18 protein-coding genes, 2 pseudogenes and 1 other annotated feature are annotated in these 22,852 nt (G+C 54.2%); of the genes and pseudogenes, 12 read left to right on the forward strand and 8 right to left on the reverse strand.

The annotated features are described in order from the left end of the window. Positions 1–295: 295 nt before the first annotated feature. Positions 296–1,321 (reverse strand): RNA polymerase factor sigma-54, encoded by a 1,026-nt coding sequence (locus tag BQ5383_RS00840; protein WP_071428926.1) that lies wholly within the window; start codon positions 1,319–1,321, stop codon positions 296–298. 149 nt (positions 1,322–1,470) lie between these two features. Continuing rightward, entirely contained in the window at positions 1,471–2,727 is a 1,257-nt protein-coding gene (locus BQ5383_RS00845; RefSeq protein WP_139193305.1) for a DNA recombination protein RmuC, read from the reverse strand. Positions 2,728–2,995: 268 nt separating this feature from the next. Here BQ5383_RS00845 and BQ5383_RS00850 point away from each other — a divergent pair, with 268 nt between their 5' ends. The 3 genes and pseudogenes from BQ5383_RS00850 to BQ5383_RS00860 form a co-directional block, all read left to right on the forward strand. Beyond that, a complete protein-coding gene (locus BQ5383_RS00850; RefSeq protein WP_071428927.1) occupies positions 2,996–4,192 on the forward strand; it encodes a cation diffusion facilitator family transporter in 1,197 nt (398 codons plus the stop codon). 82 nt (positions 4,193–4,274) lie between these two features. Further along, positions 4,275–4,499: pseudogene (locus tag BQ5383_RS22050) on the forward strand (transposase); the annotation flags it as partial. 15 nt (positions 4,500–4,514) lie between these two features. Further along, positions 4,515–5,464, forward strand: a pseudogene (locus BQ5383_RS00860) (IS3 family transposase); the annotation flags it as partial. A gap of 396 nt (positions 5,465–5,860) precedes the next feature. Here the strand turns inward: BQ5383_RS00860 and BQ5383_RS00865 are convergent. Continuing rightward, positions 5,861–6,541, reverse strand: coding sequence for a YjjG family noncanonical pyrimidine nucleotidase (locus tag BQ5383_RS00865; protein ID WP_071428930.1), 681 nt, complete (start codon positions 6,539–6,541; stop codon positions 5,861–5,863). A gap of 363 nt (positions 6,542–6,904) precedes the next feature. Here BQ5383_RS00865 and BQ5383_RS00870 point away from each other — a divergent pair, with 363 nt between their 5' ends. The 4 genes from BQ5383_RS00870 (at position 6,905) to BQ5383_RS00885 (ending at position 11,926) form a co-directional block, all read left to right on the forward strand. Beyond that, entirely contained in the window at positions 6,905–7,279 is a 375-nt protein-coding gene (locus BQ5383_RS00870) for a GntR family transcriptional regulator (protein WP_071428931.1), read from the forward strand. Further along, positions 7,276–7,989, forward strand: coding sequence for an ABC transporter ATP-binding protein (locus BQ5383_RS00875; RefSeq protein WP_071428932.1), 714 nt, complete (start codon positions 7,276–7,278; stop codon positions 7,987–7,989). The genes BQ5383_RS00870 and BQ5383_RS00875 overlap by 4 nt, the downstream gene beginning before the upstream one ends. Further along, positions 7,983–8,807: a hypothetical protein gene (locus BQ5383_RS00880; RefSeq protein ID WP_071428933.1), complete on the forward strand. Its 825-nt coding sequence runs from the start codon at positions 7,983–7,985 to the stop codon at positions 8,805–8,807. The genes BQ5383_RS00875 and BQ5383_RS00880 overlap by 7 nt, the downstream gene beginning before the upstream one ends. A gap of 83 nt (positions 8,808–8,890) precedes the next feature. Further along, positions 8,891–9,150: a binding site (T-box leader), on the forward strand. A gap of 79 nt (positions 9,151–9,229) precedes the next feature. Beyond that, complete coding sequence (locus BQ5383_RS00885) at positions 9,230–11,926, forward strand: valine--tRNA ligase (RefSeq protein ID WP_071428934.1); 2,697 nt, start codon at positions 9,230–9,232, stop codon at positions 11,924–11,926. Between the two features lie 233 nt (positions 11,927–12,159). Here BQ5383_RS00885 and idi read toward each other — a convergent pair whose 3' ends face one another. After that, positions 12,160–12,723, reverse strand: coding sequence for an isopentenyl-diphosphate Delta-isomerase (gene idi / locus BQ5383_RS00890; RefSeq protein ID WP_207646797.1), 564 nt, complete (start codon positions 12,721–12,723; stop codon positions 12,160–12,162). 211 nt (positions 12,724–12,934) lie between these two features. Here idi and ispD point away from each other — a divergent pair, with 211 nt between their 5' ends. Genes ispD through BQ5383_RS00905 form a run of 3 tightly spaced genes read left to right on the forward strand, consistent with a single transcriptional unit; the run spans position 12,935 to position 16,307 of the window. After that, complete coding sequence (gene ispD, locus BQ5383_RS21410; RefSeq protein ID WP_071428935.1) at positions 12,935–14,110, forward strand: 2-C-methyl-D-erythritol 4-phosphate cytidylyltransferase; 1,176 nt, start codon at positions 12,935–12,937, stop codon at positions 14,108–14,110. Continuing rightward, the gene (ispE, locus tag BQ5383_RS00900; protein WP_071428936.1) at positions 14,110–15,000 is read left to right on the forward strand and encodes a 4-(cytidine 5'-diphospho)-2-C-methyl-D-erythritol kinase; all 891 of its coding nucleotides are present in this window, start codon (positions 14,110–14,112) and stop codon (positions 14,998–15,000) included. Before ispD ends, ispE begins: the two co-directional genes overlap by 1 nt. Then, positions 14,997–16,307, forward strand: a complete 1,311-nt coding sequence (locus tag BQ5383_RS00905) for an NAD(P)H-dependent oxidoreductase (RefSeq protein WP_071428937.1) — start codon at positions 14,997–14,999, stop codon at positions 16,305–16,307. Before ispE ends, BQ5383_RS00905 begins: the two co-directional genes overlap by 4 nt. A gap of 103 nt (positions 16,308–16,410) precedes the next feature. Here the strand turns inward: BQ5383_RS00905 and BQ5383_RS00910 are convergent, their stop codons facing one another. The 3 genes from BQ5383_RS00910 to BQ5383_RS00920 all read right to left on the reverse strand — a co-directional run bounded on the left by BQ5383_RS00910 (position 16,411) and on the right by BQ5383_RS00920 (position 20,093). Beyond that, positions 16,411–17,850: a TrkH family potassium uptake protein gene (locus BQ5383_RS00910; RefSeq protein ID WP_071428938.1), complete on the reverse strand. Its 1,440-nt coding sequence runs from the start codon at positions 17,848–17,850 to the stop codon at positions 16,411–16,413. Between the two features lie 12 nt (positions 17,851–17,862). Then, the gene (gene trkA, locus BQ5383_RS00915) at positions 17,863–19,221 is read right to left on the reverse strand and encodes a Trk system potassium transporter TrkA (protein WP_071428939.1); all 1,359 of its coding nucleotides are present in this window, start codon (positions 19,219–19,221) and stop codon (positions 17,863–17,865) included. Positions 19,222–19,442: 221 nt separating this feature from the next. Next, on the reverse strand, positions 19,443–20,093 hold the full coding sequence (locus BQ5383_RS00920; protein WP_071428940.1) for a redox-sensing transcriptional repressor Rex: 651 nt from the start codon (positions 20,091–20,093) through the stop codon (positions 19,443–19,445). Positions 20,094–20,442: 349 nt separating this feature from the next. Here BQ5383_RS00920 and BQ5383_RS00925 point away from each other — a divergent pair, with 349 nt between their 5' ends. Both BQ5383_RS00925 and BQ5383_RS00930 read left to right on the forward strand, forming a co-directional pair. Then, positions 20,443–20,871, forward strand: a complete 429-nt coding sequence (locus BQ5383_RS00925) for a hypothetical protein (RefSeq protein ID WP_139193307.1) — start codon at positions 20,443–20,445, stop codon at positions 20,869–20,871. Positions 20,872–20,901: 30 nt separating this feature from the next. After that, on the forward strand, positions 20,902–21,846 hold the full coding sequence (locus tag BQ5383_RS00930; protein WP_071428942.1) for an alpha/beta fold hydrolase: 945 nt from the start codon (positions 20,902–20,904) through the stop codon (positions 21,844–21,846). Between the two features lie 94 nt (positions 21,847–21,940). Here BQ5383_RS00930 and BQ5383_RS00935 read toward each other — a convergent pair whose 3' ends face one another. After that, a complete protein-coding gene (locus BQ5383_RS00935; protein ID WP_071428943.1) occupies positions 21,941–22,606 on the reverse strand; it encodes a trimeric intracellular cation channel family protein in 666 nt (221 codons plus the stop codon). Positions 22,607–22,852 lie beyond the last annotated feature (246 nt).

Raw genomic sequence — 22,852 nt, forward strand, 5'->3', positions numbered from 1 at the left:
CAAATCAGCCAGTATCTCGAATTGGTCCTGTAAGGGTCTGTTACCAGTATGTGCGCCAAGGAAGCACTGGATTTTTATTTCACTCACATTCCTTGTTCCACGGACCGCAAACGGGCCGCCACTGTTCCAGCGGACACTTCCTATCCCTGACAGCGGTTTCTTTGCTCAATGCCTGAAGCCAGGACTTTTTATGATATATCTTCACTGGCAGAACCGGTGATTTCCTTACCAAAACAAAACAGGTACGGAAACCATTTACAGTTTCCGTACCTGAAACCAATTCAATATAAAAATTTTATCTGTCCTTAAACAGCGAGGTCAGGGAAATGGAACCCTTGGAATACTGAAGATATTTCCCTTCCGCAGCCAATCTGACTGTTTTTTCCTCCAGCCCCAACGCTGCCGCTCCATCAGCCGCAGTCAATGGACGCAATTCCTTTCCATGAAACAAAAATTCCTGCTGCCCGGCAACCAGCCACCGGGCCACCTGGGAGAGAATCTCCCACCGGCGCTGCAAACGGCCGATCAGCTGCCGCCCTTCCTCAATCTCCCGGTCCAGATATTCCCGGGTCAGCTGATCCACCAGATCCAAGCGCTCCAGATAATAATGATTGATGGCCAATCGGGGGCCAGACACCACCGACACCCGTAAACTGCCCTCCCACAGATCTGCTTTCACATCCGGCAGTACAACCGGCTGCGGGCTGGAATAATTGCTGCCGGGCTTGGGATTGAGGGTGCGAATCTCTTTGAGCGCCTGGCGAACCTCTTCCACAGTGCTGCCGGTATCCTCCGCGATTTGTTCCAGCTCGCCCCGGGCCAAAGGTTCCAGAAAATCCTTCACGATACGAATGGACAGCGGCATACAATCTTCCCTGCGGCGCAGCTGAAGCAGCAGACACTCCTGAAGATTTCCGGCGCATACGCCCGCCGGATCAAATCCCTGCAGCACCTGTACTGTCTGCTCCACCTGTTCACGGGAAAGACCGGTTTCATCCGCCAACTCTTCGATGGAACGTTTGAGATAACCTTTTCGGTCCAGACAACCAATAATATATTCCGCCACCGGCAGCAAAACTGTTTTCTCCGTAGTCATCAGCTGGAGCATCAGCACATCTCTCAGGGTGGGATTTGCCGCCACATTTCTGCCATATGGAGACAGCGGCCGGTCCCCGGGAATGATATCTTCATCCCGGGGTGTAAAATGCTCGTCCGCTTCCAGCACAGGATTATTCTCCAGTGCCTGCGCGACGTATTCTTCCAGCTGGAAGGACGTCATGGACAATAATTCATTCATCGACTCCATTTCCTGATGGGACATTGCTCTTCCTCCGTATTACTGCCAGAATCAAGGCTGCATATTAGTTTGAAATGCACAAAAACATTTCACAGTCATTCTCTATAAATGTATTATAGTATAAATCAAACCGCTATACAACCCCTTTCCCCGTTTCCCAGGAGAAAGCACCTTTATTCCTCTGTTTCCTCCCCCAAAAGCTCCCGGGCCGCTCCAGCCTCCAGAGCGGTTACCTGCTGAAGCTTTTTCTGGATCACCCTGGTGCGCACTCCCACCAAACGGTCCAGCTCCTGCTCCGCCTGCTCCAAACGGCTGCGGGTGCTTTGGAGTACCGCTCCAAACCGGTCAAACTCTGTCTTCACAGCCCCCAGCACCTGCCATACCTCGCCGCTGCGCTGCTGGATGGCGAAGGTGCGAAAGCCCATCTGCAGGGAGTTGAGCAGGGCAGCCATGGTGCTGGGACCTGCCACATTCACCCGATAATCCCGCTGCAGCTGCTCTACCATCCCCCGCCCCACTACCTCGGCATACAGTCCCTCAAAGGGCAGGAACATAATGGCGAAATCGGTGGTATAGGGCGGGTCGATATATTTATCCCGAATATCCTTGGCAAAGGCGCGAATCCGGCTTTGAAGCACCGAAGCGGCTTGCTGGACCGCTTCCGGCGAACCGCTGTCCGCCGCGTCCCGCAGATCATTATAGGCGTCAGCGGGAAACTTGGAATCAATGGGCAGCCAGACCGGGTCCCCATTCTGGACCGGAAGACGCACGGCAAACTCTACCACTGCCCGGCTTCCCCGTTTGGTGGCCACATTGACCCCATACTGCTCCGGCGCCAGAATATCCGATAAAATCGCTCCCAACTGCACTTCTCCCAATATGCCCCGGGTTTTGACGTTGGAGAGGACCTTTTTCAGGTCCCCTACCCCAACCGCCAGGGTCCGCATCTCGCCCAGACCGGTGTAAACCTGCTCCAGCCGCTCGTTGACCAGCTGGAAAGACTGGGTCATCCGGTCATCCAAAGTTTTTTGCAGCTTTTGCTCCACAATGGCTCTGATTTCGTCCAGCTGCTGGGTATTGTCCTGGCGAATGAGATTGAGCCGTTTTTCCACTGTCAGACGAATGTTTTCCAGCTTTTGTTCATTTTCCATGGCATAGCTTTGAAAACGCCGTTCCAGCTGATTCATCTGCACCGACGACTGACGGCTTACCGCTTCCATAGCCGAACGGGTGGCTTCACTCAGCTCCTGCCGCTGTCCTCTCTGCCCTTCATTGAGCTCCCGGCGCAGTTCCTCACATTTGTTCAGAACATCCCGGTTGCTCAAAGCGCTGACCCGGCTGCTCAGTACGATCACCAACGCCAGCAGCGCCAGCGTCAGCAGCACCAGAATACCCAGCGCTATCAATAAAATCTGTTCTGTCATTGTCATATATGATCTGACCTCCTGTGAAAACTGAGAAAAAAGCAACATCTGCAAACTGTCGGGAAAACATCCGGAAAGCCCTGTCGCCTTCTGTCAAACAGCAGCTGACACCTCTGGGATATACAGCCCAGTATACCACGTTTTTTTCCCATGGCGCAATGGATGAGAGGATATTGACACAGAAGGATCTTTCAGAAAAAAGTTGCAACAAAATCAGGAAAAAGTTATAATATAAAGAATTGTTTGACGCAAGCTTCTTGGGAGGGTGCTACATATGACAGATTTTTTGGTGCGGACCTTTATTCGTGACCACGAACAGGTCACCAACAACAAAGTGCGGGAACTATATGGCCGTCTGGGCAGTACAGTGGGTATTCTGGTCAACCTCCTGCTGTTTGCCGGAAAGTTCATCACCGGTACCATTTTCGGCAGCGTTTCCATTACCGCCGACGGCGTCAACAACCTGTCCGATGCCGGTTCCTCGGTCATCTCTCTGCTCAGCTTCCGGCTTGCTTCCCGTCCCGCAGACCGGGAGCATCCCTTCGGCCATGCCAGAATTGAATACATCTCCTCTCTGGTGGTGGCGCTGCTGATTTTGATGCTGGGCTTTGAGCTGGGCAAATCCTCTGTGGAAAAAATTCTGCATCCGGAAATGGTGGAATTCAACCTGCTGATGGCAGTGGTGCTGGTCTGTTCCATTCTGCTGAAGCTGTGGTTATATTTGTTCAACCGCAATCTGGGGCGACGGATCAATTCCTCCATGATGGCCGCTACCGCCGCCGACAGCCTTTCCGACGTAATGGCTACCTCCGCTGTGCTGCTGTCGGTTATTCTCAGCCCCATCATTGGTTATCCCCTGGATGGCTGGATGGGTCTTGTGGTGGCGGTATTCATCCTCCGTTCCGGCTACGGCATCATCCGGGAAGCGCTGGATAAGCTGCTGGGAGACGCCCCCACCCAGCAGTTGGTGGAGGATATCGAATCCTTTGTATCCAATCACGAGGGTGTTCTGGGTGTCCATGACCTGATGGTTCACAGTTATGGCCCCAACCGCTGCTTTGCCTCGGTTCACGCGGAGGTATCGGCCAATGAGGATATTCTCAAAAGCCACGACATGATCGACAATATCGAACGGGAGATTCTGGAGGAAATGGGGGTCCACCTGGTGATCCATCTGGACCCTGTGGTCACCGACGATCCGGAGGTTAACCGCCTCCGCCAGCAGGTGGCTGAGCTGGTCCAGCAGATCGATCCCTCCCTGACCATCCACGACTTCCGCCTGGTACGGGGCGAAACCCACAGCAACCTGATTTTTGATGTCACAGTTCCTTTTGATTGTACTGTCACCAATCCTCAGCTGCTGGAGCAGATTGAAAAGGGAATCAAAGCCCTTTCTCCTCACTATTACGCTGTGGTGACGATGGATCGTTCCTATACATCTTCCGTCGCAGGGACAGCGAAAATGGACTGAAAAAAACGGGCCGGAGACTTTTGAACTGCACCCCATTTGTTAGACAGTATGATATACTGACTAAGAAGTGGGGTGCTTTATTATGCCAAAAGGAATACCAAACAAACGTTATACACCAGAATTCAAGAAGCAGGTGGTTGAGGCAGTCATGCAAGATGGCCTTAGCTATGAGGAAGCTGCCAAGCTATACGAAGTCCATGGACATGGACGCATTCAAAGCTGGGAACGGATTTATCTGGAAGAAGGTCCGGAAGGCCTTGCTATAGAGCGTCGAGGACGCAGGAGTACGGGCGAAACGGAGAGACTGCCAAGCAAAGTGGAAGAGGATTTACTCGCTGAGGTTCAGCGGCTACGAGCAGAAAATGCTTACTTAAAAAACTTGCAAGCCTTGGTTTTGGAAGAAGAGCGACGCCAGCACAAAAAGCGCAGGTAGTTCAAAAACTGAGGCATGAATTCTCGCTGTCGTTTCTGCTCGAAATCGCTCAACTTCCTCGTGCTACCTTCTACTATCATCTGAAGCAGATGAGGGTACCAGACAAATACAAGGAAGTCAAAGCAGAAATCACCCTGATTTACCACGAGAACAAAGGACGGTATGGGTACCGCCGTATCACAACTGAGTTACATAACCGTGGATTTATTTGCAATCACAAGACTGTCCAGCGGCTTATGAAAGAATTAGGCTTAGTCTGCCGTGTCAGAATCAAGAAATATCATTCTTACAAGGGAGAAGTGGGCAAAATTGCTCCTAATTTGCTAAACAGGAATTTCTGTGCTGAAGAGCCAAACCAGAAATGGGTCACCGATGTGACAGAGTTCAGCCTATTTGGCCAGAAGCTCTATCTTTCTCCAATCCTGGATTTACACAACGGGTATTTGGTGAGTTATGCCATCTTTGACCGACCGATTCTGAGTATGGTTACTACCATGCTGGATAAGGCTTTTGAAACAATACCAGATGCAACAGAGTTAATCCTTCATTCCGACCAAGGTTGGCAATACCAACATAAGCAGTACCAGCGTATGCTTCGTAAGAAAGGAATTCAACAGAGTATGAGCCGCAAAGGTAACTGTCTGGATAATGCTGTTATGGAAAATTTCTTTGGCTTACTCAAAAGTGAGTTGCTGTATCTGCAAGAATTTGAATCTATGGAGCACTTCAAGCGGGAACTGCTGGACTATCTGGATTACTACAACAACCGCCGCATCAAGGCAAAGCTGAAGGGCTTGCCGCCTGCTCTTCACAGACAACAAGCCCTTTCGGCTGCTTAGACAATTTTTACTTTCAAATATTGTCTAACTTTTTGGGGTCACTTCACTTTACTCTCCGGCCCGTTTTTTGTCTGAAAATCTGTAAAAGGGAAAGAACCCCAGTCATCTGCGATCAAAGGGATTTTTCCATCTGAAAGTACACCACCGAAATTGTACCATCCAGCTTGCGGCAAAAGATTGGCCGCTGCTTTGATTTACTTTTTTGCGCTGGAGACGGCAGTGGTTCTTACCATTGTGCTGCTCCGGACGTTCCCTGATATTTACCCCCAACCTGGACCGGTCTAACAAAGATACCGGTCTTTTTTATTGGAACAGATTCTTTCATTCTTCCCCTGAAACAGAAGAACTCAGCTGAAAATATACAGGTGCACTCCAAAGGGCGGCGGTCATTTTTCCTCACAGCTCCAGCAGCCTGTACAACTCTTCATAGCTGTGGACAATGTAATCCGGCTTTGCGTTTCCCGCACCAACGGAATGGGGATTGTACCAGCAGGCCTTCATTCCCACTCCCTGAGCTCCGGAAATATCCGCCCGGAGTGAGTCCCCTACCATCAGGGAATTCTCCGCCTTTGCTCCCGCATCTGCCAACATGCGCAGGAAAAAGTCAGGGCTGGGCTTTTCACATCCCAAATCCTCCGAAACATATACCTTCCGGAACACATTGGCCAAAGGAGAGCGGGCAAGCCTTCCCCGCTGCACTGCGGCAATACCGTTTGTGGCCAGGTAAAGAGGATACTTGCGCGCGGCAGCCCGGCAAAATTCCTCAGCCCCGGGGAACAAAAAAGCCATCTCCCCCAGGTAACGGGTATATCCGTCACTGAGGGCCTCCAGGTCCGCTGAGAATCCTGCCGCCTCCAGCCACAGACGAAACCGTTCCCGGCGAAGGGCGGTTTTAGTGATGCCTCCCTGTTCCAGCAAGGCCCACATTCTGGCATTGATGTCACTGTACAGCTGGTACAGCTGCCCATCATGAGGCAGCGACAACTCCAGGCAGATGGCGGTAAAGGCCGCGCGCTCCGCCCGTTCAAAATCAAATAAAGTCTGGTCCGCATCCAAAAACAGATGGGTCACCTGCATCCGTTTTCCGCTCCTCCCGTTATTTCATGAACAAAATACCGGACCACCCCTGGCCTGAAAGGAAATCAAGACGGCGGCTCTTTTTCCTTTTGCAAAAGGTTTTACCATTTTCTGCAAGTATGGTACGAAACTGACTTTTTCAGATACAAAAAAATCATTTTTTTCCAAAAGCCTCAAGAAATTCTTTCTTTCCTTCGTTATATAGAGCAGATGGCTTTCCGATGTTTTCAGTATAACATACTCTGAGGGCCGGATAAACCCGGTTTTTCAAAAGTTCTTTGTGTCCCCATGTTGACAAAATTTGATTCATATCGTATTATTGTATTAGTTTCATAATACAATAATCAGAAAGGAGCCGATGGGATGCAGTGGCAGATTCAAGGGGACAGACCCATTTATATTCAGCTGCTGGAGCAGATCAAACTGGGGATCATCTCCGGCGTACTGCCGGCAGGAAGCCGGTTGCCTTCGGTGCGTGACCTGGCGGCGGAAGCCAAGGTCAACCCCAATACGATGCAAAAAGCTCTGGATGAACTGGGCCGGGAGGGGCTGGTTTTTTCTCAGAGAACCAGCGGACGTTTTATTACTGAGGACCGGCAGCTGTTGGATCAGCTGAAAACAGAGCTGGTAACCCAGCATCTGGAGCAGTTTCTGGGACAGATGCGCTCTATTGGTCTGACCCGCGAAGAGGTACTGGCCATCATCAAAGACAAGCTGAGTGAGGAGGAAAAAGAATGAATACCGACAACAGGTTCCCCCTGCTGGAGATCCGGAACCTGACTAAGATCTACAGCAATATCCAGGCTCTCAACGATATCTCCCTCACCCTGGAGCGGGGACGGATCGTAGGGCTGCTTGGACCAAACGGCAGCGGCAAAACTACCCTGATCAAGCTGATCGCCGGTCTGCTTACCCCCACTCATGGGGACATTTTCATTAATGGCTACCGGCCCGGTAAGGAAAGCAAGGCCATGATCTCCTATCTGCCGGACCGCACCTATCTCAACGACTGGATGAGGGTGATGGACATTATCGCCTTCTTTGCCGACTTTTACGCTGATTTCAGCTCTGCCAAAGCCTATGATATGCTTTCCCGGCTGCAAATCGATCCCCACGCCCGTCTGAAACACCTCTCCAAGGGCACCAAGGAAAAGGTGCAGCTGATTCTGGTCATGAGCCGCCAGGCTCATCTGTATCTGCTGGATGAGCCCATCGGCGGTGTGGATCCGGCTGCCCGGGATTATATCCTCAGCACCATCATCGGCAACTATAATCCTGATGCTACCGTCATCATCTCCACCCACCTCATCAGCGATGTGGAACGGGTGCTGGATGATGTGGTGTTCCTGGCCTATGGCAAGGTGGCCATGGTCTCCTCCGTGGATGACATCCGGGAAAAACAGGGCAAATCGGTGGACGAACTGTTCCGGGAGGTATACAGATGCTGAGTAAACTGCTGAAATATGAATTCAAATCCACAGCCCGGATCTTTATCCCGCTGTATGTGGTACTGCTGGTGTTCTCCCTGGTGGGGCGGCTTTCTCTGAGCAGAATGATGGACGGCGCCCCCATCAATCCCTCCTTCATAGCCTTTTATGATCTTGTGGTAGGTGTGGTGATGGTGGGCTATGTGCTGGTGATCTTCAGTGTCATCATCATCGGTCTGGTGGTGGTTGTGCAGCGGTTTTACAAAAATCTCACCGGCCGTGAAGGCTATCTGATGCATACCTTACCGGTGCCAACCCATCACCTCATCCTTTCCAAACTGCTGGTAGCTGCCGCCTGGCAGCTGATGGGCTGGATCATGATGTTTTTGTCAGTCATGCTGGTGGTGTATCAGGGAGAGGCCGCCCGCTCCCTTCAGGAGTTCTTTCGGGAAGTGGGCAACCCCATTTCCTTCATCTTCCGGCAGCTGGGTGTGAATCCCGCCGGCTTCTCGCTGATGATGGTGCTGTCCATCATCGTCTCCTCCCTGGCCAGCCCGCTGATGATTTACGCGGCCATCGCCTTGGGGCAGCTGTTTAAAAAGCATCGCATCGTGGGTGCTGTCGGCGCTTATATCGCTCTGTCCATGATCACCAATACCATTTCCAGCGTCCTGACCACCGGCTTCAATCTTACCGGCACCAATCTGTCCACTACTGCGGAAATGGGATTTTTCCTCAACGGTATCATGATTCTCTCCCTGGTGCTCCAGATCCTGATGGGTGTGGGATATTTCTTCCTGACCAACTACATTCTTTCCAATCACCTGAACCTGGAATAAGCATGGAGTGTTTCCTTTAAAAAGACCAAGTTTTCCTTGACTTTTACCCCCCGGCGTGATATGGTGTAGGTGTAAATTTTCAGGGAAAGACTGTGAAAAGGAGTAGTAAGCAGACACACCCATTCCTCAGAGAGCGGCGGATTGCTGAAAATGCCGCGTATGGGACCTGCTGAAGTAGCCTTGGAGTCCCGGATCGAAAGAAACTGCGGTTTTCAGTAGTCCCCGGCGCGGCGTCCCCGCGTTATCAAAGGTCTCGGAATGGTTTCCGTTCCGGTGGAGTGCGCCCCTTTTCAGGGGGCGAACGCAGGTGGTACCGCGTAAAAGAACCTTTTACGTCCTGTCGCGCAAGCGGCGGGACGTTTTTTGTTCCCTGGAAAAACAAAACTACGCGGGCGGCAAGGCCCGCGGCAGGAGGTAAAAGAATGGCTAAAGAACTGGCTAAAGTGTACGATCCCCAGTCGGTGGAAGATCGTCTCTATGCTTTCTGGCTGGAGAAGAATTATTTTCACGCCGACGTGGACCCCAAAAAGACCCCCTATACCATCGTCATCCCCCCACCCAACATCACCGGACAGCTGCACATGGGCCATGCTTTGGATGAGACCCTCCAGGATATCCTCATCCGCTGGCGGCGGATGCAGGGCTATTCCGCCCTGTGGCTCCCCGGCACCGATCACGCCTCTATTGCCACCGAGGCCAAGATCGTCAGCGCCATGAAGGAAGAGGGGCTGACCAAAGAGGACCTGGGCCGGGAAAAATTCCTGGAGCGGGCCTGGGCCTGGAAGGAAAAGTATGGCGGACGCATTGTGGAACAGCTGAAAAAGCTGGGCTCCTCCTGCGACTGGGAGCGGGAGCGTTTTACCCTGGACGAAGGCTGCAACAAGGCGGTCAACGAGGTGTTCTGCCGCCTGTATGAAAAGGGCCTGATCTACCGGGGCAACCGGATGGTCAACTGGTGCCCCCACTGCAACACCTCCATTTCCGACGCTGAGGTGGAGTATCAGACCCAGGACGGCCATTTCTGGCACCTGCTCTACCCTGTCAAGGAAACCGGCGAAATGCTGGAGCTGGCCACCACCCGTCCTGAAACCATGCTGGGCGATACCGCCGTGGCCATCAACGGCGCTGACCCCCGGTATGCTCATCTCCATGGCTGCCATGTGATCCTGCCCCTGCTCAACAAGGAGATCCCCATTGTCTGCGACGATCACGCCGACATGGAGAAGGGCACCGGCGTTGTGAAGATCACCCCCGCCCACGACCCCAACGACTACGAAGTGGGCAAGCGCCATGATCTGCCCATCGTTCGGGTATTCACCTACGACGGCCATATGACCGGAGCTGCAGACAAGGCCGCAGCCGACGAGCTGTTTGCCAGCGGCCGTGCTGCCGCCGGTGAGCCGGAGGTACTGGACTGCGGCAAATACGCCGGCATGACCACCATGGAGGCCCGGAAGGCCATCCTGGAAGATCTGGAGGCCGGCGGCTTCCTGAAATCCGTGGAGCCCCTCCAGCATGAGGTGGGCACCTGCTACCGCTGCCACAACACTGTGGAGCCTATGGTTTCCAAGCAGTGGTTCGTGCGGATGGAACCCCTGGCCGCTCCTGCCATTGAGGCGGTCCGTTCCGGCCAGACCAAATTTGTTCCTGAGCGCTTTGACAAAACCTACTATCACTGGATGGAGAACATCAAGGACTGGTGCATCAGCCGCCAGCTGTGGTGGGGCCATCGCATCCCCGCCTACTACTGCGCCGACTGCGGCGAGATGGTGGTCTCCCGGGAGGAGGTCCACACCTGTCCCAAGTGCGGCGGCGTCATGACCCAGGATGAGGACACCCTGGACACCTGGTTCAGCTCCGCTCTGTGGCCCTTCTCCACCCTGGGCTGGCCGGACAAGACCCCGGAGCTTGATTACTTCTATCCCACCAACACCCTGGTCACCGGTTACGACATCATCTTCTTCTGGGTGGCCCGGATGATCTTCTCCGGCTGCGAGCAGATGGGACAGACCCCCTTCGATACCGTCCTCATTCACGGACTGGTGCGGGACGCTCAGGGACGCAAGATGAGCAAATCCCTGGGCAACGGCATCGATCCCCTTCAGATCATCGACCAGTACGGCGCTGATACCCTCCGCTTCGCTCTGGCCACCGGCAACAGCCCCGGCAACGATATGCGCTTCTCTGACGACAAGGTGAAAGCCAGCCGGAACTTCGCCAACAAGATCTGGAACGCCAGCCGCTTCATCCTGATGAACCTCTCCGATGAGATCACCAGCTGCCGTCTGCCGGAGAAGCTGGAAACTGAGGACAAGTGGGTGGTCAGCCTTTACAACACCCTGGTCAAGGAAGTGACCGACAACCTGGAGAAGTTCGAGCTGGGCATCGCGGTGCAGAAGCTGTATGACTTCATCTGGGATATCCTCTGCGACTGGTATATCGAGCTGACCAAATCCCGCCTCCAGGCCGGCGGAGAGACCGCTCTGGCCGCCCAGCAGGTGCTGGTATATGTCACCGCCAATACCCTCAAGCTGCTCCATCCCTTCATGCCCTTCATCACCGAGGAGATCTGGAAGAACCTGCCTCATGAGGGAGAGGGAGAGAGCATTATGGTCTCCCAGTGGCCCACCTACAGTGAGGAGCTGACCTTCGCCAAAGAGGAAGCGGACTTCCAGAAGGTGATGGACATCATCAAGGCTATCCGCAATCAGCGTGCCGAGATGAACATCCCCCCCAGCAAGAAGGCCAAGGTGTGCATCGAGACCGCCGAGCCCAAGGTCTTTGAGGACGGCGCTCCCTTCATCATGCGTCTGGCTTCCGCCTCCCATGTAGAGGTGGGCGGGCCCTTCTCTCCTGAGGGAGCGGTACAGGTCATCACCTCCGCCGCCCGTGCCTTTATCCCCATGTCCGACCTGATCGACCGGGAAAAGGAGCTGGCCCGTCTGGAAAAGGAGCGGGCAAAGTGCCAGAGTGATATCGACTTTGTCCTCAAAAAGCTGGATAACCCCGGCTTTGTGGCCAAGGCCCCCGCTCAGGTGGTGGAAGCGGAAAAAGCCCGCCTCCAGACCCAGAAGGACCGCCTGGAAAAGATCCTGGAGAGCATCAAGGCTCTGGGCTGAGACAGGCTTTCAAAATAAACAAAAAGATAAAAAAGGAGGAGTATCCTGTGATGGGATACTCCTCCTTTTGAACATCTCGAAAAAGTTGGATACATATATCCAGGGGGTATTGGGTCCCCCGGTTTTGCGCTCCGGTAGACGTGGGGCGTGGCATAAAAATCGACCACATATCCACCCTGATTGGGGAAGCAAAGTCTGATGGAGAAGACGCTGAAGCCACCTGAAAATGGGCTTCAATCCGTTTCCTTTCCTGTTTGTTCCCCATTTCTCCCCTGCTCCCGCCTCAAAGCCAGCACCTTGGGGGCGGCGGTGAGAAACCAGACGGAAAACTGTTCCGGGTGGGTCAAAAGCTCCTGCTCCAGCTGGGGGATCGGCACCCATCGCAGCTGGGCTACCTCTGTGGGTTCCGCACGGAGAGGACCGTCATACTCTCCCACAAAAACATGGTCGAACTCATACTCATACAGCTGCTCATGAAACCGGTGACAATAAACAAAGGAAAACACCTCTGTCATGGGGCAGTCCGCTCCTACCTCCATCATGGTGCGCCGCCGTACCGCTTCCTCCAGCTTCTCCCCCGGCCTGGGATGGGAGCAGCAGGCATTGGACCACAGACCGCCGGAATGATACTTCTCCTCTGCCCGCTGCTGAAGAAGCATTTCTTCCCCACGGAAAAGAAATACCGAAAATGCCCTGTGGAGCATCGGCCTGCGGTGAGCCTCTGATTTGAAAGCATAACCGGTTACATTGTCATATAAATCCACCAGCAGCAGCTGGTCTTCTTTTTGTTCCATCATCGGACGCCTCCTTTTGGGGGTATCGCTTGTGCTGCAAAGTATCGGATCACAATGATATCAGTATACGGACCTGAAAGCAGAATTGTCAAGGTGCAAAAAATAAAGAAAGAATTTTACAGGAATTTGATAAAATATTTAAAAAAATCCCCCTCTGCCCATGGTAGAATGTAGAATCAGACAACAATCAAAATCAGTTGCAAGGAGTGACGGTATGCTGCAAAATCAAACCGTTCAGGCGGTCATCCTGGCGGCGGGAAGCAGTACCCGCTATGGTTTTCGGGATAAGCTGTACGAGCCCCTGGGGGGCCATCCGCTGCTGTGGCGGAGTGTTCACGCCTTTCTGGAGCATCCGGCGGTGGATGCCGTGGTACTGGTGGCGCGGCAGGACCGGGTGGAATTCTGCCGGGGACTGTTTGCCGGCGAAGAACGACTGACGGTCATACCCGGGGGAGAGAGCCGCTGCGAGTCCTCTCTGCTGGGAGTGAAAGCCGCTGAAGGAGACCTGGTGCTGGTCCACGATGGGGCACGGCCCTTCCTCAGCGGGGAGGTCATTGACCGGTGCCTTGCCGGGGCTTTGGAGACCGGGGCCGCTGTGGCCGGCGTGCCGGCAGTGGATACAGTCAAGGTGTGTGACAGCGGACGGATGGTTCGTTATACCACCCCACGAAAGGACACCTGGCTCATCCAGTCCCCTCAGACCTTCCGGCGAAAACTGCTGCTGGAAGCCTATGAGCAAGCGGACCCCCTGGACCCGTCTCTCACTGACGACTGCATGGTAATGGAGCAGGCGGGCTTTCCTGTCCAGGTGGTGATGGGCTCCCGGGACAACTTCAAGGTCACCCGGCCGGAGGACTACCAGCACGCCCTGGCCCTCTGCCGCCGGGAAGAGGAACGCCCCGCTCCCGCCTCTGTCTGGCGCACCGGAATCGGCCAGGACAGCCATCGCTTTGAGGAACCCGCCACCGGCAAGCCTCTGATTCTGGGTGGCGTGACCTTTCCCGGTTGTCCCGGCCTGTCGGCCAACAGCGACGGCGATGTGGTGCTCCACGCCCTGTGCAACGCCATTTCCGGCATCACCTGCGAAAACATCCTGGGCACCCGGGCGGACATTATTTGCAGCAGCGGAGAAAAGAACAGCCGGGTCTATGTGCTGGAGGCGTTAAAATATCTCCGGGGACGGCTGACCCATCTCTCCTTTACCATTGAGTGCGCCCGTCCCATCATCAGCCCTTACATTCCCCAGATGCGTCGGGCCATCGGGGAGCTGACCGGCCTTGGGGAAAATTCCGTGGGCATCACCGCCACTTCAGGAGAACAGCTGACCGACTTTGGAAGAGGGTTGGGCATCAGCGTTTTCTGCATTGCAACGGCGGAGGAGGTAGGCTGATGGATACTCTCACCCTTTTTCCCTGCGCCAAAATCAATCTCACCATGGAGGTATTCGGGCGTCGGGAGGATGGCTATCATCACATCCGCTCGGTGATGGAAAGTGTCAGCCTCCGGGACCGGCTGACCATCCGAAGGATTCCCTCCGGCTTCCGCTTTCACTGCTCCATACCGGAACTTTCCGGGGAGGATAACCTGGTGGTACGGGCCTGGCGGCTGCTGGCAGACCGCTTTGCTTTGGACGGAGCGGAGCTGGAGCTGGAAAAGCAGATCCCCTGGGGCAGCGGCATGGGGGGAGGCAGCAGCGACTGCGCCGGGACTCTCCTGGGGCTTGCGCGGATGTTTCAGCTTCCCCTCTCTCTGGAGGAGCTGATGAAATTGGGCAAATCCCTGGGGGCGGACGTTCCCTTTTGCCTGCTGGGACAGCCTGCCCTTGCGGCGGGAATTGGAGAAATCCTCTCCCCCCTCCCCGCCGGCCCCCAGCTGGAGCTGATCATCCTGATGCCTCCCGCCTCTTTTTCCACTCCGGAGATGTACCGCCGTCTGGACAGCCGCCCCGAAATCCCCACTCCCATATCCCTCACCTCCTTTTTGGAGGGATTGGAGCAAGGTGATGTGAGGCAGATCACCCATGGACTTCTCAACCACTTTGAAGAGGCGGTACCCGCTCCCCAACTGCTGAAAAAGGCCAAGGATTCCCTGCTGGCAGCCGGGGCCTGGGGCGCCTCCATGACCGGAGCGGGAGCGGCGGTGTTCGGCATCTTTCCTGACAGCGCCGCGGCAAACCGGGCTCTGGATCATCTTATTTTGGAGAAAGACTGGCAAATTTACCGCTGCCACACCCTGGCGGACCCATGGAGTGAGCAGGCGCAGAAAGAAGGAACGATATGATCGCATATGGACTGAGCGGAGCTATGACCCGCCTGGAGCGAGAGGGTCCCATTTTCCTGGGGCTGGTGGGCATCGGGCAGATGGGACGGGCGCTGCTGACCCAAACTCTTCACCTGCCCGGGTTCCGCCCCAGGGTACTGGTGGACCACAGACCGGAGCGGGCCAAAAAAATTCTGCTGGAAGCGGGCTTCTCTCCTTTGGATCTGGTGGAGACCTCCTCTCCCCAGCAGGCCCAGGCGGCTCTGGAGGCAGGGAAAACCGTTCTCAGCGAGGATGACAGTCTCCCCGCTCAGGTGGGGATGGTGGATGTGGTGGTGGATGCCACTGGTTCCCCGGAAGCGGGGGGACGCATCGCTCTCCAGGCCATCCAGGAGGGAAAGCACATTGTTTCCCTCAACGTGGAAAGTGATGTGGTGGCGGGTCCGCTGCTGACCCGTATGGCCCGCCAGGCGGGAGTGGTATATACCGGCTCCGCCGGGGATGAACCTGGAGCGGTGATGGAGCTGTATGACTTTGCTCTCACCATGGGAGTGACCCCCCTGGTCATCGGCAAGGGAAAAAACAACCCCCTCAACTACAGTTCCAATCCCGATACCGCCGCCGAAGCCGCTGCCCGCCATCAGATGAACCCCCGGATGCTGGCCTCCTTTCAGGACGGCACCAAAACCATGGTGGAGATGACCGCCATGGCCAACGCCACCGGTTTCCAGCCGGACTGCCCGGGGGCTCACGGCCCTGCGGGAGGGGTGAACGATCTCCTCCGGCTGTACCGGACACGGCAGGAAGGGGGCATCCTGGAACATTACGGTGTTGTGGAGTATGTAAACGGTGTGGCGCCCGGGGTATTTCTCATTTACACCACCCCCCACCAGGAGCTGCGGCAGGAGCTTGCCTATCTCTCCCAGGGAGAAGGCCCCCATTATCTGCTGTACCGTCCCTATCATCTCACCAGTCTGGAGACCCCCCGGACTATCCTCCGGGCAGTGCTGTATGGGGAAGGTTCCATCCTCCCCGCCGCCGGAGCTCCCTACGCCGATACTGTGGCTGTGGCCAAACGGGATCTGAAAGCTGGAGAAACCCTGGATGGAATCGGCGGATATACCTCTTACGGCACCATCCTCACCAGAACTGAGGCGAAAGCTTGCAATGCCTTCCCCATGGGGCTGACCTCTCCGGGGGTCAAAGTGCTCCGGGATATTCCTCAGGGAACTATACTCACCTGGGATATGGTGCAGCCGGACGAGGATTCCGTTCTGCTGAAGCTTCGCCGCCAGCAGGACGCTCTGGAAGCAAGGGGGAGTCTTTAAAACTCCCGCCAGGTATTCCAACAACCAAAGACCCTGGATACGGTCCGTCAGAAACGGGCACGCTCCAGGGTCTTTCTTTATCATTTTAGGTTTTGGGAAAAATTCAGAATCTTTTCCAGGTCTCCTTGGTAAACAGCAGCAGCAAGGGGAACAGCTCCAGACGTCCCGCCAGCATATCAAAAATCAGCACCAGCTTGGCGCCCCCGGAAAACAGGGAAAAGTTGCGGATGGGACCCACCAGCTCCAGGCCGGGACCGATGTTGTTGAGGGTAGCGGCTACAGCGGTGAAGTTGGTGATCAGATCGTGGTTGTCAAAGCCCACCAGCAATACAGACACGGAAAAAACCACAAAATAAGTGATGAGGAACACATTGATGGACCGCAGCACCTCATGGGTGACGGTATGACCGTCCACTACAATCTTCTCCACCCGCTGGGGATGGATGAAATGATGCAGCTCCTTGCGGATGGACTTGAACAGAATGGTAAAGCGGGAAACCTTGATACCACCGCCGGTACTGCCCGCGCAGGCGCCGATGAACATCAGCAGCACCAGGATAGTTTTGGACACCTCCGGCCACAAATCAAAGTCGGTGGTGGAAAAACCGGTGGTGGTGATGATGGAACCCACCTGGAAGGCCGCCTGCTGAAAGGCGTGAAGGGGGCTTTCATACATATCCCGAATGTTGAGAGTAATGATCAGGATGGCCGCGGCAATAATCAGCAGATAAGCCCGAACCTCCTCCATGGAAAAGGCTTTGCGGAACCGCCGCAGCAGCAGCAAAAAGTAGAAATTGAAGTTGACCCCGAAGAGGATCATAAACACTGTTACTACATTTTGCAGGTAAGTTGAATATCCAGCGATACTGTTATTTTTGATGCCGAAGCCCCCGGTACCTGCTGTACCGAATGTGGTGGTAACAGCATCAAACAAGGGCATCCTGCCCGCCAGCAACAGCAAAATTTCCAAAATCGTCAGCAGGATGTAGATGCCGTAAAGGATCTTTGCTGTGGACTGTACCTTGGGTACCAGCTTTTCCACCTGAGGGCCGGGGCTTTCCGCCCGCATCAGGTTGATGTGGGAACCTCCTGTCAGGGGCAGCAGCGTTAACAAAAACACCAGTACCCCCATACCCCCGATCCAGTGGGTGAAACTGCGCCAAAACAGCAGACTTCGCGGCAGCACCTCCACATCCGTCAGGATGCTGGCGCCGGTGGTGGTAAAACCGGACACCGTCTCAAACAAGGCACTGATGGGATCGGTAATTGCCCCAGTAAACAAGAAGGGCAGCGCTCCAAAGACGCTGATGACGATCCAGCCCAAGGCTGTAACCACAAAGCCTTCCCGGAGATACAGCATCCTTTTGGCCGGCTTGCGGCGGACCATAAGCCATCCAAGCAGCAGACACAGCGCAATGGTGATCATAAAGGCGGAAATACCGCTGTCCATATCCAAAAACGCCACCAGCAGCGGAAGGACCATCAGCGCCCCTTCGCACAGCAGCAGCCATCCCAGCAGATAAATGACCATATGCAGATTCATATCGGTCCTCCGTCAACAAGCAATGATATCCCGCAGATCATGCAGCCCTCGTTCCAGCGTCACCACAATGACGGAATCTCCCACCTGAATGCAGTCTCCGCCTCTGGGGATGATCACCTGGTCCCCCCGGGTAATGCAGCACAGCAGCAGATTTCCTTTCAGCGGCAGCTGCTGCAGAGGGACACCGGTGATCTCCGATTGCTCCGATACCGTAAACTCCAGCGCCTCCACCCGGTCATCCAGAATCCGGTACAACGTTTTGAGATTGTTTCCGGCCCTGTTTTGAAGCGCACGGACATACTGAATGATAAAATCGCAGGTGATGTACTTGGGATATACCACACTCCCCAGGTCCAGCCCGTCCAGAATGTCATCAAACTCCAGACGGTTGACTTTGGTAATGAGCTTGGCGTGGCTGTGCTTTTTGGCGAAGAGGGCCAAAAGAATATTTTCTTCGTCCATATTGGTCAGTGAAACAAAGGATTCCGCAATGGGCAGGCCCTCCGCCAGCAGCAGCTGACGGTCGGTACCGTCTCCATGCAGGATGGTGGCATCCGGCAAAAGCTCCGCCAGTGTGTCGCACCGCTCCTCATCCCGCTCCACGATCCGCACCCGGATACCTTTTGCGGTCAGATCCTTGGCCAAATAATAACCGATGGTTCCTCCTCCCACGATCAAGGCGCTGCGCACAGGATGGGTAGGCATTTTCAGCTTGACAAAAAAATCCACCGCGTTCTCATGGGTGGCCAGGAAAGAGACTAAATCTCCGTTTTGAAGCATAAAATCTCCTCCGGGGATGATGACCTCCGTTCCCCGCTCCACGGCGCACACCAGAATATCACATCCCACCCGGCCGGGAATGTCTTTGAGAAAAGCTCCGTCCAGGCCATGGTAGGGCTGAAGCTCAAACTTGATCAGGCGCACCCTGCCGTCCGCAAAGGTATCAATGTTGCTGGCAGCGGGAAAACGAAGCAGACGGGAGATTTCAGTGGCTGCCGCCAATTCAGGATTGATGATGGTGGAAATGCCCAGCTGCTGCTTGATAAAATCCAGCTCATGGCTGTAAGCGGGATTGCGCACACGGGCAATGGCGTGGCAATGTCCCGCTTTCTTCGCGAACATACAGCACAGCAAATTCAGCTCGTCAGAGCCTGTTACCGCAATAAGCAGATCGGCATCCTGCATTCCCGCCTCGGTAAGCACGTTAATGGAGGAGCCGTTGCCCACAATTCCCATAACGTCAAATTCCTCGGTGACCCGCTCGATCCGCTCCCGCTTGGTATCCACTACCGTTACGCTGTGCCCTTCCTCACTCAGCTGACGAGCCAGGGCCATGCCCACTTTTCCGCAGCCAACCAAGATAATTTCCATAAATTTATCCCGCCTGTTCCGTTGCTTTGTTTGTGCTGAATTCGCTTTTTACATGAAAAATCGGTCAAAAATCAACAAATAACATCCATTATTATAGCATTTTCTATATAAAAGTCTACAGCAGGACAAAGGTTTCCCCAAAAAATCTCTTGTGATACGCAAAAACGCCAGCTGTGTCCTTCAAACAAAGCACACAGCTGACGAAAATCAAAGCTTCTCTTTCAGCAGGAGGGGGAATCGTCCCGATGGCTCACCAGATAGGACAGTGTCATCAGACTATCCCGAAGATGAACATTGACAGTGGAAACATTCTCATGGCTGTAGGCAAAGTCATAAGAGGAAAAATTCCAAAACCCGATGATGCCCAGGCGTACCAGATGGTCCGCCAAACTCTCCGCCGCTTGTTTGGAAACGCAGATGATGGCGATACGGGGATGGTGTACGTTGCAAAAATCCTCCAGCTCCGAAATGTCCTGAATGGTAAGGTTGGCCAGCTGCTGTCCGGCGGTTCCATCCGTCCGGTCAAAAGCTCCGATCAGCTGGAAGCCGCAGCGACGCAGGTCCACCTGGTTGGCAATGGCCTTACCCAGATTGCCCGCGCCGATGAGAATGGCAGGGGTCAGATTGGTCACACCCAAAATACTTCCAATCTCCCGATGAAGCAGCTCTACATTATAGCCGTAGCCCTGTTGGCCAAAACCGCCGAAGCAGTTGAGATCCTGTCGGATCTGAGAGGCAGTAACTTTCATCAGCTGGGAAAGCTCTTTGGAAGAAATTCTGGTGACGCCTTTATCCAACAGCTCCCCTAAAAAGCGATAATAACGGGGCAGCCGATTAATGACTGAACTGGATACTGGTTTTTCATTCTTCATTATTCTTTCTCTCCTTTTCCGTCTTCTGCTACCTCTATAAAAGCCGCAGCCGCGGCCCGTGGTTTCCATACAAAAATAACGCTTTGGATAAATTCACCTTTAGAAAACATAACTAAAAACATAATACAACGGAACAGCCCCTTTGTCAAATCATTGGCTGGAAATCTTCTCGCGCCCCAATTGCAAACTTTCAGTTAATCTTTCCCCGGGGCGGTTTCTTTTTCTACAAATAAGGTGTATAATAAAAAAGCTGGAGGTCTTTTGCGAAAATTGTCCTCCAGACAGCGGTGATGCCCCTCCATAAAGGGCACCATCTGTCAGTCAACAACTTCAACGGGGGTCGATGGATTTGAAAAGCAGGACGGAAATGGGCATGGCGCTCCAACCGTTGACGCTGGTGTTGGTAACCGATCAGTTCAAGTGTGAGCGGCTTATCCGTGCCGGCCGTCAGTTGGCCCAGCGGGACGGCACCACCCTGGAGGTCATCAACGTGGCCGCCGCCGGCGTGGCGCAGAATCCTGAGGCTATTGAATATCTGTATCGTATATCCAAAGAGAACGATGCGGCAATGATGATTCATTACAGCGACGAGCCCTCCCGTTTCATCACCCAACTGATTCGGGATAACCGTCCTTCCAATGTGGTCACCGGCCTGCCCCAAAAAAGCAATTCCCTTCTTCACAAAATCTGGATGCGCTTTGAGCAGGTTTCCTTTTTTACTGTGGACCATGACGGCAAGCTCAGTCCTGTCACTCTTCGGGACCGGGTGATCGCGTAAAGGCCGCACCATATGTTTTGAGGTGTCATCATGAAGAAGGAAACCGTTATCTATCTTTCCTCCAATGGCCGCAGCCGCATTTCCGCGAAGCTGTTCCTGCCGGAGGATGATGTTCCCGTCAAGGGTATGGTCCAGATCAGCCACGGAATGTGCGAGTATGTGGGACGCTATGAGCAGCTGGCGCAATATCTTTGCGACCGCGGCTACGCCGTCTGCGGCAACGACCATTTGGGCCATAAAAATACCGCTCTGCTCAACCGTGAACGGCTGGGCTATTTTGGCAATGTCGGCAGCTGGAGCTATCTGGTGGAGGATCTGGAGCTGCTGCGCCAAAAGCTTGCTCCCCGCTTTCCCAGGCTGCCCTGGTATCTGCTGGGGCACAGCATGGGCTCTTTTATCGCCCGGATGTACCTTCACGCTTTCGGCATGAACATCACCGGACTGATTCTCAGCGGTACAGCAGGCACCACTCCCGCCGCACTGGCCGGTAAATCCATGGCTGCCTCTTCCATTGTGCTCCATGGCCCCCGTTATGTCTCCAACGCTGTATACGGCGCGGCCAGTAAATCCTTCAATCGCCGTATCCACCATCCCAGAACCTGGGCGGACTGGATCAGCCGGGACCCGGATATTTGCGCCGCTTATGTCCAGGACCCCTACTGCAACTTTAAATTCTGCGTGTCCGCTTACTACGATCTGTTTCAGATGCTGCTGCTGTGCAACCGTAAAGAATGGTATGGTGCTGTGCGCCGAACCCTGCCGGTACTGCTCATTTCCGGTGAGGAGGACCCGGTGGGCAATTATGGAAAAGGGCCCCGGGAAGTGGCGGAAAAGCTGCTTAAACGGGGCTTGGATGACGTAACGCTGCTGCTTTATCCCGGCGGACGTCATGAAATGTTCAACGAAATCAATCGTACAGAGGTTTACGAAGACCTGTACCAGTGGCTGGAACGGGAAACTACTGAAACCATTTGAATATGTTTCTCAAGCAAAAGCTCTCCATCCAGGACAGTCTGTGGATGGAGAGCTTTGTTTGATACTTGCCGGTTTTACCAGTTGGTCACAGCCTTCAGGTGCCGGTGCTGGAATGCTTGGGGATAGCCACAGGAAGGTCCCAACGGTACTGGGCTGCCAGAAAGCGAATCAGCACCACTACTCCCGCGCCCGCGAACATGGCCAGAGATCCCAGCGGTTTCATCAGCATCAAATGTACTATCGCTCCGGCAATGGAGGCCAGAGCATATACCCGTTTGCGCAGCACGATGGGCGTAATCCCCCCCAGCACATCCCGGAGGATACCGCCGCCTGCACCGGTGAGAACCGCCACAAAGACCATCAGAAAGGAATTGTTTTCATATCCCAGCTCCACAGCGGTATTCACGCCCACCACTGTGAATGCTCCCAGACCGATGGCGTCCATCAGCTCAATAAAACGAAGGAAGCGCTGGCTGCCCTCCTCCTCCAGCAGATGATTATTCCTGCGTATGAGTATAAAAACCGCCAGGCTGGTGATTGCTGAAACAGCCACATATACCGGTTTGCGGAACATACTGGGAGGAATGTTTCCCAGGATCAGATCCCGGATCAAACCGCCGCCCACTGCGGTACATCCCCCCAATACCAGTACGCCGAATATATCCATCCTGCGGCGGATGGCCACGGTGGCGCCGGAAAAAGCAAAGGCAATCGTGCCGATGATTTCAGTAAAAAATATAATTTGCTGTGAAACGCTCATGCTGGACCGCTCCTTGTCCCCAGAATTCCAAAAGCCAGGATTACCTGAGACATTGTAATCCCGCCAAAGCCAAAAAGCAACTGTTTTATCCGCCAAAAGCGGACATTTTTTCAAAAAAATCTCTCCTAGCAATAAAGGGGAAAAATGTCAAGTCTTGCGGCAGAGGAAAAATTCGGATAGAATATTTAGTGTTTGAGATGTATTTAAGACAGAAAGGAGGAATCCGATACGGATCGGATCAAGGAT

Source organism: Angelakisella massiliensis (assembly GCF_900104675.1).
Classification (GTDB): Bacteria; Bacillota; Clostridia; order Oscillospirales; family Ruminococcaceae; genus Angelakisella; species Angelakisella massiliensis.

Coding starts and splice junctions, on each gene's coding strand:
- BQ5383_RS00840 (WP_071428926.1), bottom strand. CDS start 1,321: ATGTCCCATCAGGAAATGGAGTCGATGAATGAATTATTGTCCATGACG.
- BQ5383_RS00845 (WP_139193305.1), bottom strand. CDS start 2,727: ATGACAATGACAGAACAGATTTTATTGATAGCGCTGGGTATTCTGGTG.
- BQ5383_RS00850 (WP_071428927.1), top strand. CDS start 2,996: ATGACAGATTTTTTGGTGCGGACCTTTATTCGTGACCACGAACAGGTC.
- BQ5383_RS00865 (WP_071428930.1), bottom strand. CDS start 6,541: ATGCAGGTGACCCATCTGTTTTTGGATGCGGACCAGACTTTATTTGAT.
- BQ5383_RS00870 (WP_071428931.1), top strand. CDS start 6,905: ATGCAGTGGCAGATTCAAGGGGACAGACCCATTTATATTCAGCTGCTG.
- BQ5383_RS00875 (WP_071428932.1), top strand. CDS start 7,276: ATGAATACCGACAACAGGTTCCCCCTGCTGGAGATCCGGAACCTGACT.
- BQ5383_RS00880 (WP_071428933.1), top strand. CDS start 7,983: ATGCTGAGTAAACTGCTGAAATATGAATTCAAATCCACAGCCCGGATC.
- BQ5383_RS00885 (WP_071428934.1), top strand. CDS start 9,230: ATGGCTAAAGAACTGGCTAAAGTGTACGATCCCCAGTCGGTGGAAGAT.
- idi (WP_207646797.1), bottom strand. CDS start 12,723: ATGATGGAACAAAAAGAAGACCAGCTGCTGCTGGTGGATTTATATGAC.
- ispD (WP_071428935.1), top strand. CDS start 12,935: ATGCTGCAAAATCAAACCGTTCAGGCGGTCATCCTGGCGGCGGGAAGC.
- ispE (WP_071428936.1), top strand. CDS start 14,110: ATGGATACTCTCACCCTTTTTCCCTGCGCCAAAATCAATCTCACCATG.
- BQ5383_RS00905 (WP_071428937.1), top strand. CDS start 14,997: ATGATCGCATATGGACTGAGCGGAGCTATGACCCGCCTGGAGCGAGAG.
- BQ5383_RS00910 (WP_071428938.1), bottom strand. CDS start 17,850: ATGAATCTGCATATGGTCATTTATCTGCTGGGATGGCTGCTGCTGTGC.
- trkA (WP_071428939.1), bottom strand. CDS start 19,221: ATGGAAATTATCTTGGTTGGCTGCGGAAAAGTGGGCATGGCCCTGGCT.
- BQ5383_RS00920 (WP_071428940.1), bottom strand. CDS start 20,093: ATGAAGAATGAAAAACCAGTATCCAGTTCAGTCATTAATCGGCTGCCC.
- BQ5383_RS00930 (WP_071428942.1), top strand. CDS start 20,902: ATGAAGAAGGAAACCGTTATCTATCTTTCCTCCAATGGCCGCAGCCGC.
- BQ5383_RS00935 (WP_071428943.1), bottom strand. CDS start 22,606: ATGAGCGTTTCACAGCAAATTATATTTTTTACTGAAATCATCGGCACG.